Source organism: Psychrobacillus psychrotolerans (genome assembly GCF_900115805.1).
GTDB lineage: Bacteria > Bacillota > Bacilli > Bacillales_A > Planococcaceae > Psychrobacillus > Psychrobacillus psychrotolerans.
This window is the reverse complement of the sequence record NZ_FOXU01000001.1, coordinates 588,501-603,401: the sequence shown is the minus strand read 5'-3', so window position 1 is coordinate 603,401 and position 14,901 is coordinate 588,501. Positions and strand designations below refer to the sequence as shown.

The window sequence follows — 14,901 nt, the reverse complement described above, 5'->3', positions numbered from 1 at the left end:
ATTAGGTAATCACTTCTGCATCTAGGGAAGAAGTTTTGACATTGACAGTCTAAGGGTACGGATAATCTCGGAATATCTCAGCTAACTCAATGTTCGCCTGGAAATGTTATTTTTGGTCAATTAGATAACTTAGGACGACCAACTGGAGTAATAGCTTCAATTACACAGGATGTGATTGGGACTGGTAGTAAGGCTAGTCAATCAATTTTGCCACATGGATTCTTAGGTGGTGGACCAGGGAGTCTGGGTCATGCGCGGGGAAATTTATTGAGTAACCAATTGGGTGGTTCAGGGAAAGATGCAAGAAATTTAGTCACTCTTTACCAGTTACCTGTAAACTCTCCAGTTATGAGAGATTTTGAGACTTCTGTTCGATTAGCTGTTGATAGAGGTGAAGATATAAGATATCTATCAATTCTAATTTGGCTTTTCTTTAGATGTAACAATATTAAATAAAAAATAGGAGTGTATATATTTGGATAAATTAATTAAAATTCTTCCTCCACCAGAATTTCCACAAAAAACTGAAGATAAAGAACAATGGCGAATTTTTTTTGATACACTTGGTTCGGAATTGCCTTCAGATTATGTGAAATTTATCGAAACTTATGGTACTGGTGGCGTTGACAATTTTTTGTGGATATTAACTCCATTTGTAAATGATGATAATGTAAATTATCTTGTGAAACAGAAGGAAATGACGAATGCTTATATTCAATCTAAGAAAAGTTTTCCACAGTATTATAAACATGATGTTTACCCTTCAAACGGTGGATTACTTCCATGGGGATACACAGATAACGGTGATGAATTATACTGGTTAACCGAGGGAGGGCCTGACGAGTGGAAAATTGTGGTGTACGAGTCGAGGGCACCGGAGAATTATACTTATTTACTTACAATGGTAGAGTTTTTATATCGAATAATAACTAAAGAATTAGTATGCAATGCGTTCCCAGATGACTTTCCAAGTGATGAAACTGCATTTGTTTCAGTAAATGTTGAGTAGTTTACTTAACCTTGATTGGCTTAATGCCTCTCAAGGCATTTTATTTAAAACAAAGCTGCAGCGACTTTTCTAGCGATGCATGGAAAGAAAGTTAAGACTATTGAAGAAAACGTAGCGGAAAATATAAAATATCATGCGTATGATAATGGTTTACTCATTAAAGAGTATGTAGTAGATCAAACTGTTTCTACAAAGTTGTTTCCAAGGTTGAATATAAAGAAGAGTCCGTTACTGTAGACAAACCGTAAGAAAACAAATTACTAGATTCTTTACAGTTTGGATTAGATATAGCAGGCTTTATACCTGTTTTTGGTGAAATAGCGGATGGCGTAAATGGAGTTATCTATACGGCAAGAGGGGATGCATTAAATGCAAGCCTTTCTTTTTCCGCGATGATTCCCGTTGCTGGCTGGGTAAGTACGGGTGGAAAATTCGTAAATAAAGGAAGCGATTTATATTCATCAAGAGATGTTTTGAGTACGGAGAAGGTGGAGTCCATCTATTCGCCAATTTATCAAGATGTCGTCAACAGTCCACTGGGTAAACTCAATATCAATTAGATGATACCTTATATAAAACTCATTCCCAATTGAATACGCCAAATGCCCTTATTTTGCCACCTGCCAAAACGGATATCCCTACGAGCATCAAAAGTGGAGATGCTGATGTTAAGACTGAAATAAAGAATGTGGATGTTGGTGCTAAGGGTACGGATAATCCTAGAACAAGGTTACCAAGAAATAATGGTCATTGGGAAGGTGAACCAGGTAATGGAAAATGGTATTCTGATAAGCCAGAAGTTATAAGTATAACGAATGGTGAAGGGGTGGAATTTGCAAAGAGTAGACCTAACTTCACACCTTGGTCAGAGGGTAATATTGTATTTGAAAAAGGAAAGTTAACTGGTTCGAATGATGACTTTTCAATAGTATATGAAAAAATACAACATGGGAATGTTCCGCATATTGGTTCTGCATCTGATTTAAGAGGAGGATATTAAATGGAACAATTAAAAAAGAAGCTAGAGGAAGTAATTGACTTTGATATAAAAGAGATAGATAAAATTTGGGGTGAAGATGACATAAAAACACTTGAAGAAAATTATAAGTTAAAGTTACCTCAAGATTATGAATTTTATTTGCAACATTATGGTAATGATTATATTAAAGAAGATTATCGTTTTATTCCTTCATTAGATTTGCCGAAAAAAATTAAGCAAACTCAATTCGAGATAGACTCTATTTACGGATTATATAATGACGAGAATAAAATTGATAACAAAGCAAACTATTATAAAAGTATATTACCAACTGATTTATTTCCAATTGCAGATTTACCAGGCAAAGATTTAATTTGCATAGGAAAGTCAGATGATAAAAAAAATAAAATATATATTTGGTTTCACGAAATGGAAGGAGAGAATGTTTTCTTGGTTTCTGACTCTTTTGAAGGTTTTATACAAGACTTTAAAAGTATAAAAGTAACTAAAAACAATCTCGATAACGTTAAATTAAATTTGGGTGATAAATTAAATGCACTTCTAAATAATGCTTCTAAAAAAATATAAATGAATTAAGTTAAACTAACGAAAATTTACAAATAATTAGAGTTGCGGAGGAGAAATAGAAATATTTGAGAATTTTAATGAGTGCTTTAAAGCGAAAAAAACCTTGATTGGAAAAATGCCTTTCAAGGTTTTTAAATTCTAATTTCTTTCCTTGTAGTAAAAGAATCATGGTCTATTTTTTGTTTATTAATTCGTAGGTGTTAGCGGAGTACAGGAGGGAGTTATTAGTTCAAAATGAAAATGTGAGATATTTTAACGCAAATTTTTTGAATTTGCTGGGTGGGCAAGTACGGGTGGTAAACTTGCTGTAAAAGGAAGTAAGGCAATAGAGGAAGCTCAGGATGCGAGCGAAGCAGTGGATAATGGTACTAATGGAGATAGAGGTATAGATACAACTGTTAAACCAAATGATGTAGTGCCATATCGACCTAGTAATTCAAAAATCATCATGGTGTTATGGATGTAAGGGCTAAATATAATGTTCCAAACTATGTAAGTAGGGGTGGGAATACCCCAACAGTAGCACTTTTAAAAGAACAATATGCTGCTACAAAAGCTATTTATTGGCAATCGTCTCTCCAAGGGAGATACAAGAACTAACAGAAAGAATGTTTGATGCTGCAAATGTTCCCAAATCAGCCAGACAAGAATATTATAGTTCCATTAATAAATATAATTCGGGAGTGAAGCTAATGGAAAAGATAAAGCAGTTGCTCACGCACATAAACACGTTACCACATTGTCGTATCTTTGAGCCTTCTGGATTACCCATTATTGACGAAGAAAAAAATATTTTATCTAATGATTTAAAAGAGTTTTATAGTCTTTGTGGGGGATTAGTTCTATTTGAAAATGAAGAGTATCCAATTTTTCTTGTGTCTCCTGATAATTTTGTACTGGCAAATCCAATAATAGTAGGAGAATTATGTGAAGAAGATATTTCATCTAACTGGTATATTATTGGTAATGATGGAACGGATGAATACTTAACGATTGACCTCAATGAAGATAGACTAGGTAGATGCTACGATAGTTTTTATGACCGTCATGGGCTTGTAGGGGAATCCCAGATTATAGCTACTTCGTTTACTGATTTACTTGACGCACTTATAAAAAATAAAGGGCAATATTGGTATTGGCTAAGAAGTGATTTTATCTCCCTAGGTGACGCATATGATGATATTGAATAGCTAATCATTTGTATAAAGAAAAAAGTCGACCTTGATTGGCTATATGCCTTTCAGGGTTTCTTTTTTTGTTGGGGACTATCCAGTGACGAATAGTTCATTGGTGCAATTACCAAAAGAATGATAAGCAGGTTTAGAAGTTTCATTAGAACAGAGCTGTTCCCAAAAGTATACTTAAATCCGAATGACTTATGGGTAAAAGAACAGGAGCAACTAATCGGTACGATGATTACCGAAGCGACTTTCCAAACGTTGGAAGGAAAGAAACTAAAGACTATAGAAGAAAACGTAGCGGAAAATATTAAATATCCGTATGAAGTTTTTAGGAGAAATGATATAGACTGGAATCATGTAAGAACTTCTGGAGATAAGAGATTTATTGGTAAAACAAATGCTGAAGCATTTGGTAGTGGGTTAGCGCCGCAATTACCTGATGGAGGATTTGCAACTCTACATCATATTGGACAAGATTCAAGAGGTCCTTTAGCTGAAGCAAGTACAAGATATCATGGAGTTGGAAAATATGGTCGAGATATTTTACACAGCCAATTTGGTAAAAGTAAACCTAATCCTAGTTTTCCTATAGATCGAAAAAAATTCAATGCAGATACAAGAGAATATTGGAAATTTAGAGTAGAAAATAAATAAATTGTAGAGAGGGATTGTAGTATGGATAAAAAAATTTTAGAAATGAAAAAAAGTTACGAAACTCTTTTTCCTGAAGATGGAATTAACAATGCAGAGTTAATAGAAATAGAAAAAAATTAGAAATAGAATTGCCAGAATCTTTTTGCGAAATATCAACATTTTTTAGTGGCGGATATTTGGGTAGTATAAGTAATTATTCTTTTACCAGGGTGGATAGTAGCTTAAATATCATCGATGAAACAATTAGATTGAGAGAGACTGTAAATTTGCCAACCAGATTTGTCGTTCTAGCTGAGCCATCAGAAAGTCTTATAGTCATGGATACAAAAAGTACTCCCTCAGTTATTTGGTTTGATGCAGTGGAAATTTCTGAATTAGAAAAAAACTCTTTTACCTCAAAACCAGATGAATGGGATACCTATGCTGATTATTTTAAAGTATTTCTTGAGGAAGAAGAGGAAGAGCGAGGGTTATAGGTTTCACAACTCCTTATAAGATATTGTGATAGTAGGTGATACATGTTAGTGAATAAAGAATTGGTGCTTTTAAAGACACCTTATGTTATACGATTAATTGCCCTGATGGCATCGAAAACCATTTATTATGTGTCCACTTGGCAGAACTCAATATCAACTAGATACCTTATATAACACTCATTCCCAATTGAATACGCCAAAAGCCCTTATTTTGCCACCTGCCAAAACGGATATCCCTACGAGCATCAAAAGTGGAGATGCCGATGTTAAGACTGAAATAAAGAATGTGGATGTTGGTGGTAAGGGTACGGATAATGTCGTCACTACGGATAGTCGTCCTAATTTCGTCGGTAAATTAAAAGGTGAGGAAGTCATACTTCCTAATGTTAAAATAGAAAAGGTTACGTTTAATAAAAGAAATCCAAATGACACAGCTCATTTGCGAAAGGATTTTACTAAGTTCAGGAAAGATATGTTGAAATCTATGGCTAATAATCCTGAAAAAATAAAAGAACTAAAAAAGGCTGGAATTTCAGATAATGATATTGAAGATATGAATGAATACGGACTAGTTCCTGACGGTTGGCACGTCCATCATAAAATCCCTTTGGATCAAAGTGGTACCAATGATGTGGAAAACTTAGTTCTAATAAAAAACGATCCCTATCACAAGGTTATTACAAATGAGCAAAATTCATTAACAAAGGGTATGAAACCTGGGGACAGTAAAATAGTTGATTTTCCTATTCCAGAAGGAAACATTTATCCTCCTAATAAGGAATAAATAATTTTAGAAGGTGATTATATGTGGAGAGAGCAAGTTAGTCAGATTTCCAAAATAAGAGAGAAACGAAATCGAAAACTCAATTTACCTACCAATGAAAACGAGTTATCAAGATTTCGTAAATCTGTAGTAGAAAAATTTGGTGAAGATGTACTGCCACAGCAATACTATGAATATCTACAAACAGTTAATGGGATTGAATTTAATGGACTTATAATTTATGGAATTGACCAATTTTTTTTGGATTCGAAGCCAATAAATCATGTGGATAGTTTTTTTGATGCGAATGAGACATGGGAGTCAATTAAAGACGAAGATGAACTGATTTTTTTTGGAGATTCAGATATAGCTTGGTATTGTTATAATATTTCTAAAAAAAGTTTTGTTGAACTAGATAAGCCTTCAGGTGAGCTTATGGAAAATTTTTGCAATTTTGACACTATGCTTGAATCTGCTTTCTCTTCAGCACTTAGTTAAATGTATAATCCGCAGCCAATTTTTGGAGGATGGACAGTGTAGTGTAGCACACAGAACCATACCAACAACTAACTGTTTAAAGGTATGAGATAATAGCAAATGATTCTGGCTATTTGTTATTGGAATTCGTAAAGAAAGAAATTGAAGATTATTATTCACTATTTCTGACCTTGATTGGCTTATGCCTTTCAAGGTTTCTTTTGTTAAAACTGAAATTAAGATATCAAAAACTGGAAGAGAAGTTATTGAGAGAATGTCTCAAGAAAATAAGATACAAGACGGTGAAAATAAATGGCGTCCCTTAAATGAAGCGGCCATGGCACATAAAACGGATGCCGTTACTTGGTGGAATGAAGTTCGAAGGGATTATGGTCCTAAGTCTAAAGAGGTAAGAGAATGGATGCTTGATTCCAATAATTATTATCTGGAACATTATAGTAGTTACGACACTCAAAGGCATAAAAAAAGACCGTCTATTGACAGTCATGTTCTTGAAGTTAAACTACTCATTATTTAACATTAAGTAACTTCTGTTTAAACTCACTCAACACTCTTTTTCGTTCTTCATAATCATCTTCACCGGCTTCTTCCCAAAGTTCAAGGTCTGCACCACGTTTAATCAATTCAATAGCATTCTTACGCACTTGTTCTTGAAGACACTTTTTATCTAACTGTATTGCTGAAAGACCAATATATACTAAAGACAGTACTTCCAAATCATCATCAATATTATATTTACCTAAATATTCCTCTAATATTATTTGAGTTGCTAATTCTACAGATTTACCTTCTTCCAAGTAATCAATAAAATCACCCCTTACATCACAAGTAGTATCATCATCAAATATTCCTGTTCCCCAAGCACCCATTATTAACACTCCTCAATCTTTTACCTTTAGTTTAACTGAAAACAGTTTTTATAAATAGAATTTCATAAGATTATTTTCTTCAAAATTACGAAGATATAGGGAACTATCAATATTCAACACATTCAAGAGAGTACTCATATTCACGAAACAATGCACCACCACACCACTCAAAAGTCACCCTCAATAGTCGCTACTAAAAAGAGGTGTCTAGGGAAATAATGAATAGGTTATATAAACACCCTCACAGCGTCTACAATGAGATATGAGAGGTCTAAAGAAGAAGAGGGATAAAAAAGGGGGAGGGGTGAAGGATAGAACTAGCCTCATGTGGACGTGTAGAGAGGGTAAAGAGAGTAGAGAAAGAAGAAAAAAATAGGTAAGGTAAGACAAAGGAAAGGAGAGAGAGAGAGAACGGCAACCAACAACAAGACAACAGAAAAAGAGAGAAAGGAATAACTGAAAAAGGGTAATTAAGTACAGATGACGCTATTAGTTCTGCTTATTGGAATTGGTATAGATTCACATAATAGGAAGGGTATATTGGGAGTCTTAAGGCCTATAACACCCTCGACAGATGCCCAAACTAGATTAACACCATTTTTAAAACTGTTTTGTCACAAACCTTGTTGTAGAAGGCAATTCTAAGCCTTTTAACTTTCATTCAGTGGGTAGTTATCCATCTCGAATTGTCTAAAAGGCAATGTAATAAAGGGATGCTTAGAGATTTAGCTAATATTTTAGCAGCGACTTTAAAAAATAAATTTGTGGAATTTTATAGAAAGTATTTCTCTGTTTTGGCGAAAATCATCAACACAACAAACTGAATTTATGATAGTAGAGTGAAATAGCCGTTTTGGAGATATTACTTTGCCCCTACATGAAATTTCACTATATACCACTTCACTATTTGAATAGAAACACCGGTTATCTGTTGTATTACGCACGGAAACAGGGTCAAAACAAGATCCTCGAAATGTGTTACATGCGTTGAAAAGACTGATTACCACTTCAAACGTAACCCGTATTCGATTCCATGATTTCCGTCATACCCACGCATCTATTTTAATTTCTAAGGGAGTTGATGTTGTGAAGGTGTCAAAACGTTTGGGACACGCGAATGCTAAAATTACCTTAGAAACATATGCTCACCTCGTACCAGATGAAAATTACGATTTAGCAGATGTTTTTGAAAAAGCACTGGAAAAAATCTCGTGAGCAATCCGTGAGCATTTGTAAAATCCGAGGTTTAGTATAGGAAGTGTTCCGAAAGAAAAAAGCCCTTAAACGTTGTTATATCAACGTTTACAGGCTATAGAAAATGATGGTCCCGACTGGTCTCGAACCAGCGACCCCCACCTTGTCGAATTTGTAACCCCTGAAGTTTGTCAACGGTGACCGCTTCTTCTTTATATTCAACCCCTCGTTCCGCACAAATATTTCCAACAACCATGAAGTTTCCACTGAAACTCAAATTAATTAAACGGTTGCCTCGACTAAATGAGCTGTTTTTAGGCGGCGGCGTACTACAACACCAAACCATGCAGCTAGTACTGCTTTTATTACACCTACTAAAATAAACGGTGCCACGCCACCCATAAATGCTGCTGTCCACGTCAAGTCAGCAATGATTTTTAACCAAACTGTCCCGAATAACAGTGTGACAACCATACCAATTAAATTTGCCACAATTGCATGTGAAATTGTGACACTAAATTTTCTCAAGTAAAGTCCCATAAGTATCGCTGATGGCAAGAATCCAATAATATAGCCACCTGTTGGCCCAACTACAATCCCTAATCCTCCTGAAAACCCACTGAATACTGGCATCCCTACTGCGCCAATTAATATATACACTATTACCGATAATACACCTAATCTCATTCCTAAAATGGTAACGACTAAACCGATTGCTAAAGTTTGCCCAGTAATTGGTACTAGTGGAAGAGGAATCGTCACCTGCGCGAGTATAGAAATAATTGCTGCGCCAATTGCTGCTAATACATATTGATAAGTACCACCCTTTTTCAAAATAAACTGCCCCCTTTAATGTGTTAACCTGTTTTTTATTTTGGTTAACACAAAGGTAAAACACTTCACTTATATTGTCAATGAAAATTTTTTAAAAAAATTTCAGATGATATCTATTCGAATGCATAGTCGGTAGAAAAAAGCAGTAGCCGTCCCTCGATTAAAAAAAATGGTGTAACAGTAAAAGAAGACTATTAATTAAAAACTTGCAGTGACCTAAACAAACGAGACAAATAAAAACACCTTTCGTTGAAAAACGGGTATACAAAACCTAAATTCAATGCGGAGATGTTTTTTCTATGGGTACAAGAGTCAGTTATCCAGTAGAAGTAAAAATGAAGGCTATTGAAATGCGATTGGCTAAGGTACCTGTAAAAGAAGTAATGGAAGAATTAAATATTCGAAACTATACGCAGTTGAAAACATGGATGAGATGGTATCGAAATGGAGAAATCCACCGTGTTTACCAACGAGTTGGCAAACAATATACCTTCGGCAAAGGACCGGAATATGAAAGTGAAACAGCCAAACTACAGGCCGAGAATCGGTATTTGAAACAGCAGATTGAAGTCTTAAAAAAGTACGAGGAATTGGAAAGGAAGTGGCGCCAAAAGTAGTGATTCAATTAGTAGAAGAGTTAAAGGGTGTAATGCAGGTTGGAGAGATCTGTCCTCACCTTGGCGTAGGTTGCTCATCCTACTTAGGTATGGTTTTTTCTTTTTAGACCTAGATAATATAATAGGAAATTGTGTGTTGTTATAATTTCAAAAAAAACGTTTTTAAATTCGTCACACATCGGTCACGTAACACTAATTTTTACTTATTTTAAAGGCTATAAATGAAATTGAAAAAAGCCTGAAACCGTTGAGGTTAAAGGCTTTTGAATAGATGGTCCCGACTGGTCTCTAACCAGCGACCCCCACCTTGTCGAATTTATCTCGCTTATATAATCTAGATAAACTGAGTTCGATTAGATTAAATAAGTCTGGTTTAATAAGGTTTTCGAGACAGTGAAAATCATTTCAGTAAAGTAAGATCGGTACAGAAAATTAATTATGAGGACAAATTGCGGACAAAAGAGTAGACAGGTGGTCTGTATTACTACTTTTATGAAAACAGTGTGTAACAGTTGTTTCTTAGTTTCCCCTCATTATAAAACATCTTCATATCATTCGTTTTTCATTTTTTGAGCTACCTTCCATAGAAATTCATCTTTAGCAAATACAAATCAAAGATAAATCGTTCATCAGTGTAACCATATTTATCAAGGACAATTTTTAAACAATCAGTAGATCCAAAGCCAACATGCAATTCCCCTATTAATTCTCTTTTAGGCTGAATTTCTATACTAAAACTGCTCCCATCTCAGATTCGAAACCGTAAACGACATGCTTAGATCTCACTTTATTTTGGTAGTCTTTTACAATCAATATTCCGGAAACAATGGTTACAGGATTGGTACTTAGGTTTCTTAAGGAAATATCTAAAAGTGCGGTTCCATCTTCAGGCTTTATGGCTCTCAGATGTTCACCAATTATTTTAATTTCAAATTCCAATATGTAATTTCCATGGAGCACGGAAACTATTCAGTAGTTGAATAAGAATAGAGACTGGGACATAGCTAGTCTATCAATTAAAAAAACGTGAAATCGGTCAACTTGATTTCACGTTTTTTTAGGTAGCTTATTTCTTGTAAGAAATACTCCATTGTAGTTGTTTGGGAGATATCCTTATCCTGGTAAGCATCCGCTGTAATAAAAAACTATAAATAATTGTAATTAAAGCCTCGCAAACTTTACTAGGTCGTAAAGTTTGCGAGGCTTTTTATTTTCGGTGAATTTTATCTTAACCCTTTTTTGTTTTAGAGGAATCCTTAGCTAGAAGGTTTTCTCTGCGTAAAGATAAATCTCTCCAGTAATAAGTTGTACCAGGATGTTATCGTTTTCGAAAAAACACATCCTATTTAACTCCACTTAGTTTATTTATGAATAGTTCTCAATTTATATCTATTTTACCTTATAAACACTTTAAAAGTTGTCAAAACTAGAAAGTATTATAAAACGTTAGAAGGTATGAATTTGAAAAAAGTCGGTCCAATAAGTATTTTACACGTTGTTGCTTTATCCATGACTATGATTGGATTAAAAAATCATGTCACTATTCTACCTCCTATTCTAGAGGTAGGAGGTAGAGATGGGTGGATTTCTGTCATATTGGCTGCAGTAATCATGGGCTTATGGATTTTTATACTTGTTTATATTTATAAGCAAGCTAAACAGAGGCCATTGTTGGAGTGGCTTCAGGAGGCAACAGGTCCCAAAACTAGTACAATTTTTCGTTACGTAGTAGGGATCTATCTGTTCGTATCGGCGGCCTTTACAATGCGTGAAGCGATGCAATGGGTGAAAACAACCTTCTTGCCTACCACCTCCATTATCGTCTTATTAATAATTTATATCGTTTTGTGCATCCTATTAGCAACTAGCAGTATTCAAACTATTGCCATTGTAAATGTCATGGTCTTGTTTGGTGTTTTAGTTTTAGGTTTTTTTGTAGCCTTTGTGAATATTCAAGTGAAGGATTATTCATTACTACGACCTTTTTTGGAGCATGGCTGGGAGCCAGTGCTAAAAGCCAGTGTTTTTCCTGCTGCAGGTTATATCGAGCTAATACTACTTCTCTTTTTACAACAACATATTAAGGACAAGATGAGATGGTTCCATTTTGCGATCATTCTGTTCTTGTTAATGGGGCTAACCTTAGGTCCATTATTGGGGGCTATTACAGAGTTTGGACCACACGAGGCAGCCGAACAAAATTATCCGGCATATGAGGAATGGGGTTTAGTTACCATTGGGCAGTTCATTGAACATCTAGACTTTTTTTCCATCTACCAATGGTTAACTGGTGCCTTTATACGTGTTGGACTTCTCTTATTCATCACAGTTGACCTTCTTAAAATGAATAAAAAGAAGTCTGTATGGTTCATATTAGCCCCTGCGTTCTTTATCCTTTGTATGATTTTAACTGTAATAAATGACAATTTATTTCTTTTCATCAAAGGTAATTACTTTCTTATAGCTACTTTCGTATTCTTTTTACTCGTATCAATCTTCCTGTTCTTGATAGCTTTCTTTCATAAAAAAACAACTAAAAAAGAGAAAAAACGTAGGAAAGGAGGTAAACAAAGTGAAACCACCGGAGGGGATACTAAATCTTCACACAATAAAGGAACTATTCAAGAAGAATGAAGATGTCATATTTCAGTTGTACAACTACGGGAAATATAAAGTCCATTTTATCACCTGTGATTCTATGATCGATCTTCAACTACTAAATGAGACCATTGTTCCACGGGTACAAGAAACGTGTAGTGAGGTTAGCGAGGAACCACTTGAAGAGTTCATTTTGAATAAGCTTTATATACCAGATTTACAAAAGGTTGAGACAAAAGAAGATTTAATCTCAAGAATCTTTAATGGTTTTCTAATTCTTTATTTTGAGGATGAAAATCTTACGCTCTCAAGTAATATTGCTAAAAAGCCGAATAGAAATCCTGAGGAGTCTAGGATGGAAGTACTTATTAAGGGGCCAAGGGATAATTTTATTGAGGATATATCGGTTAATATTGCTTTAATAAGAAAAAGATTACCTACCAATTCCCTGAACGTGGAAAAACTCGAATTAGGAAAAAGGTCAAAAACGACAGTTGCCGTACTTTATATGGATGATATTGCTAATAAGGATATTCTGAAGGATATTATGAGTCAATTAAATGAAGTGGATATTGATATCGTTTTTAGTGGTGAACTGCTACTAGAAATGATAAATAAAAGATCGCCTATCTTCCCAAGAAATGATTATACAGGTCGGCCAGACTTTGCTGTACAAGCTTTAGTAAGGGGAAGGTTTGTTATTCTAGTAGATGGTGTCTCTTATGTAGTCATTACTCCTGTCAATTTGTTTTTACTTTTAAAAGCAGGGGAAGACGTGGAATATCCAATCGCTTTTAGTAGTGCGGAAAGATTGCTGAGGATAATTGGTCTAATGATAGGATTAGCTTTGCCAGCCTTTTGGCTAGCGCTTACTACTTTTCATCAGGACCAACTACCCTTTCAATTACTAGCCACCGTTGTTCAAAATAATTCCGGACTACCGTTGCCCTCAGCCGTTGAAATGCTGACGATGCTTGTTATGTTTGAGTTATTTAGGGAGGCAAGCTTACGCTTGCCAAGCGTTATTGGTGGAACCATAAGTGTAGTAGGTGGTCTAATCGTAGGGGATGCAGCTATAAGAGCAGGCTTAACTAGCCCTGCAATGATTGTTGTGATAGCTATATCCACAATCGCCACCTTCACTTTAGTGAATCAGTCGCTTGTCACTGCTGTAAGTATAGTTCGAATCATACTCATACTGATTACATCTATTCTAGGATTGTTTGGATTTTTTATTGCTTTATATTTTTTACTGCTTTATTTATCAAATATCAGAATATTTGGAGTTCCTTATATGAATATTGCAACGGATTTGAGCTGGTCAACTATTAAAAGATCTCTTATAAGGCCTGCGCCCAAAAACTATAAAGAACGTCCTCATTCTTTAAACCCTCAGGATTCTACTCGAATTGGAGGAGAAGATGATGAAGAGAATAACTAAACAATTGTGCATTCTTTGCTTAGTTCTACCTCTACTTACCAGCTGTTGGGATGTGGATGAACCAAATAGAATACGATACATCTATGCAATAGGGATAGATTATAAAGAGGATAAGTATGAAATACATGCTCAAATCATCGACTTCATCAATATTGCAAAAAAGGAGCAACCAAACCAGGATGCTATTCAGGTGGAAGTTGGCAAGGCTAAAGGAGACACTATAGAAGAGGCATTCTTTGAATTGTATAAATCGATGGATTTGAAGTTATTCTGGGGGCATATGACATATATGGTACTTTCTGAGGAAGCGCTTAAAGAAGGAAGAGCTAATGTTGTTATTAACGCCTTTTTAAGATTTAGGGAGATTAGATATCAAACGTGGGTATATTCAACGAATGATCCTATCGGTGAAATTATGTTGCTAAATCCTCTTTTTAACAGCGCCATGACTAGACTTAAACTAGCAGATCCTATGAGTTCATACCAACAAGAGTCCTTTGTAGAACCAATAGATTTTCGGAAGCTCGTTATCCGTTTAAATGAACCTAGTTACGAAGTAAACATACCCTATGTGAAAATAGACGATAATTGGGAGAATGAAAAAGAAAAAGATAAACTACCGAAATTCGAGGGAGTAGGTGTCGTTACTCCAGATGAATTTAAAGGCTTTATCTCAGGCGAAAAAATTAATGGATTACAGTGGATGACTAAGGAAACTAAAAAAGGGGAAATTACAATTCCTCGTGAAGATAAGTTTGTTTCGATTACTATAGATAATCTAAAAATAAAAGTAAAACCTAAAGTTCAAGGCAATGATGTAAAATTTGAAGTAAAATTAAATATGAATGCTTTACTAAGTAGCTTTGAAGGAAAAATTACTGAGAAAGAGATTCGCCAATTTGTGAAGAAACAAATAAAGAAAGAAATCGAAGAAACCTATTTAGAAGGACTGGAAAAAGACGTGGATATTTATCGTCTATCAGAATATTTGTACAGAAGTGATGTGAAGAATTGGAACAAAGTACAAAAGGATGGCAAAGTCCCCTTGACAGAAAACTCTATTAGCAGCATAACAATAGATGTTAATAAAGTTTATACAGGGAGAAAAGCATTTAAAGAAACAATTGAGTAGCTTAATTGCTTGTTCTATAGGAAATAAGGGGATAGGATAGAAGAAAATGTTCTATTTTCCTTATTAAT

17 protein-coding genes and 3 pseudogenes are annotated in these 14,901 nt (G+C 34.9%); 17 read left to right on the top strand and 3 right to left on the bottom strand.

Features of this window, described 5'->3' with window-relative positions:
- Nucleotides 1-171 precede the first annotated feature (171 nt).
- The 12 genes and pseudogenes from BM260_RS03245 (at nucleotide 172) to BM260_RS03195 (ending at nucleotide 6,665) form a co-directional block, all read left to right on the top strand.
- Nucleotides 172-456 carry a DNA/RNA non-specific endonuclease gene (locus tag BM260_RS03245; RefSeq protein WP_245762624.1) on the top strand — a complete coding sequence of 95 codons (285 nt, stop codon included), beginning with the start codon at nucleotides 172-174 and terminating at the stop codon, nucleotides 454-456.
- 19 nt (nucleotides 457-475) lie between these two features.
- Complete coding sequence (locus BM260_RS03240; RefSeq protein ID WP_093534939.1) at nucleotides 476-1,009, top strand: SMI1/KNR4 family protein; 534 nt, start codon at nucleotides 476-478, stop codon at nucleotides 1,007-1,009.
- A gap of 75 nt (nucleotides 1,010-1,084) precedes the next feature.
- Nucleotides 1,085-1,246, top strand: a complete 162-nt coding sequence (locus tag BM260_RS18350; RefSeq protein ID WP_175496177.1) for a hypothetical protein — start codon at nucleotides 1,085-1,087, stop codon at nucleotides 1,244-1,246.
- 352 nt (nucleotides 1,247-1,598) lie between these two features.
- Nucleotides 1,599-2,009: a hypothetical protein gene (locus BM260_RS03235; RefSeq protein ID WP_093534937.1), complete on the top strand. Its 411-nt coding sequence runs from the start codon at nucleotides 1,599-1,601 to the stop codon at nucleotides 2,007-2,009.
- The gene (locus tag BM260_RS03230) at nucleotides 2,010-2,576 is read left to right on the top strand and encodes an SMI1/KNR4 family protein (protein WP_093534935.1); all 567 of its coding nucleotides are present in this window, start codon (nucleotides 2,010-2,012) and stop codon (nucleotides 2,574-2,576) included. It abuts the gene before it with no gap.
- A 379-nt stretch (nucleotides 2,577-2,955) separates the two neighbouring features.
- Nucleotides 2,956-3,253, top strand: a pseudogene (locus tag BM260_RS18865) (sugar-binding protein); the annotation flags it as partial.
- A gap of 15 nt (nucleotides 3,254-3,268) precedes the next feature.
- Nucleotides 3,269-3,766, top strand: coding sequence for an SMI1/KNR4 family protein (locus BM260_RS03220; protein WP_093535707.1), 498 nt, complete (start codon nucleotides 3,269-3,271; stop codon nucleotides 3,764-3,766).
- A gap of 117 nt (nucleotides 3,767-3,883) precedes the next feature.
- Nucleotides 3,884-4,411 (top strand): HNH/ENDO VII family nuclease, encoded by a 528-nt coding sequence (locus BM260_RS03215; protein WP_093534933.1) that lies wholly within the window; start codon nucleotides 3,884-3,886, stop codon nucleotides 4,409-4,411.
- Between the two features lie 248 nt (nucleotides 4,412-4,659).
- Nucleotides 4,660-4,887, top strand: coding sequence for a hypothetical protein (locus BM260_RS03210; protein ID WP_217646092.1), 228 nt, complete (start codon nucleotides 4,660-4,662; stop codon nucleotides 4,885-4,887).
- A 187-nt stretch (nucleotides 4,888-5,074) separates the two neighbouring features.
- Nucleotides 5,075-5,671: an HNH endonuclease gene (locus tag BM260_RS03205; RefSeq protein ID WP_245762623.1), complete on the top strand. Its 597-nt coding sequence runs from the start codon at nucleotides 5,075-5,077 to the stop codon at nucleotides 5,669-5,671.
- 21 nt (nucleotides 5,672-5,692) lie between these two features.
- Nucleotides 5,693-6,148 (top strand): YrhA family protein, encoded by a 456-nt coding sequence (locus BM260_RS03200; RefSeq protein WP_093534929.1) that lies wholly within the window; start codon nucleotides 5,693-5,695, stop codon nucleotides 6,146-6,148.
- 181 nt (nucleotides 6,149-6,329) lie between these two features.
- Nucleotides 6,330-6,665 (top strand): GH-E family nuclease, encoded by a 336-nt coding sequence (locus tag BM260_RS03195; RefSeq protein WP_093534927.1) that lies wholly within the window; start codon nucleotides 6,330-6,332, stop codon nucleotides 6,663-6,665.
- Here BM260_RS03195 and BM260_RS03190 read toward each other — a convergent pair.
- Nucleotides 6,658-7,017: a DUF4259 domain-containing protein gene (locus tag BM260_RS03190; protein ID WP_093534925.1), complete on the bottom strand. Its 360-nt coding sequence runs from the start codon at nucleotides 7,015-7,017 to the stop codon at nucleotides 6,658-6,660. The genes BM260_RS03195 and BM260_RS03190 overlap by 8 nt on opposite strands.
- Nucleotides 7,018-7,977: 960 nt before the next feature.
- On the opposite strand from BM260_RS03190, the pseudogene BM260_RS03185 reads away from it, so the two are divergent.
- A pseudogene (locus tag BM260_RS03185) lies at nucleotides 7,978-8,232 on the top strand (tyrosine-type recombinase/integrase); the annotation flags it as partial.
- A gap of 261 nt (nucleotides 8,233-8,493) precedes the next feature.
- Here BM260_RS03185 and BM260_RS03180 read toward each other — a convergent pair.
- A complete protein-coding gene (locus BM260_RS03180) occupies nucleotides 8,494-9,045 on the bottom strand; it encodes a biotin transporter BioY (RefSeq protein WP_093534921.1) in 552 nt (183 codons plus the stop codon).
- A 299-nt stretch (nucleotides 9,046-9,344) separates the two neighbouring features.
- On the opposite strand from BM260_RS03180, the pseudogene BM260_RS03175 reads away from it, so the two are divergent.
- A pseudogene (locus BM260_RS03175) lies at nucleotides 9,345-9,745 on the top strand (IS3 family transposase); the annotation flags it as partial.
- A gap of 643 nt (nucleotides 9,746-10,388) precedes the next feature.
- On the opposite strand, the gene BM260_RS03170 reads toward BM260_RS03175, so the two are convergent.
- A complete protein-coding gene (locus BM260_RS03170; RefSeq protein ID WP_093534918.1) occupies nucleotides 10,389-10,601 on the bottom strand; it encodes a hypothetical protein in 213 nt (70 codons plus the stop codon).
- Between the two features lie 522 nt (nucleotides 10,602-11,123).
- Between BM260_RS03170 and BM260_RS03165 the strand changes: the two genes are divergently transcribed.
- Genes BM260_RS03165 through BM260_RS03155 form a run of 3 tightly spaced genes read left to right on the top strand, consistent with a single transcriptional unit; the run spans nucleotide 11,124 to nucleotide 14,833 of the window.
- Entirely contained in the window at nucleotides 11,124-12,296 is a 1,173-nt protein-coding gene (locus BM260_RS03165) for a GerAB/ArcD/ProY family transporter (RefSeq protein WP_093534916.1), read from the top strand.
- Entirely contained in the window at nucleotides 12,235-13,701 is a 1,467-nt protein-coding gene (locus BM260_RS03160; protein WP_175496174.1) for a spore germination protein, read from the top strand. Before BM260_RS03165 ends, BM260_RS03160 begins: the two co-directional genes overlap by 62 nt.
- Nucleotides 13,685-14,833 (top strand): Ger(x)C family spore germination protein, encoded by a 1,149-nt coding sequence (locus BM260_RS03155; protein WP_093534914.1) that lies wholly within the window; start codon nucleotides 13,685-13,687, stop codon nucleotides 14,831-14,833. Before BM260_RS03160 ends, BM260_RS03155 begins: the two co-directional genes overlap by 17 nt.
- Nucleotides 14,834-14,901: the final 68 nt, after the last annotated feature.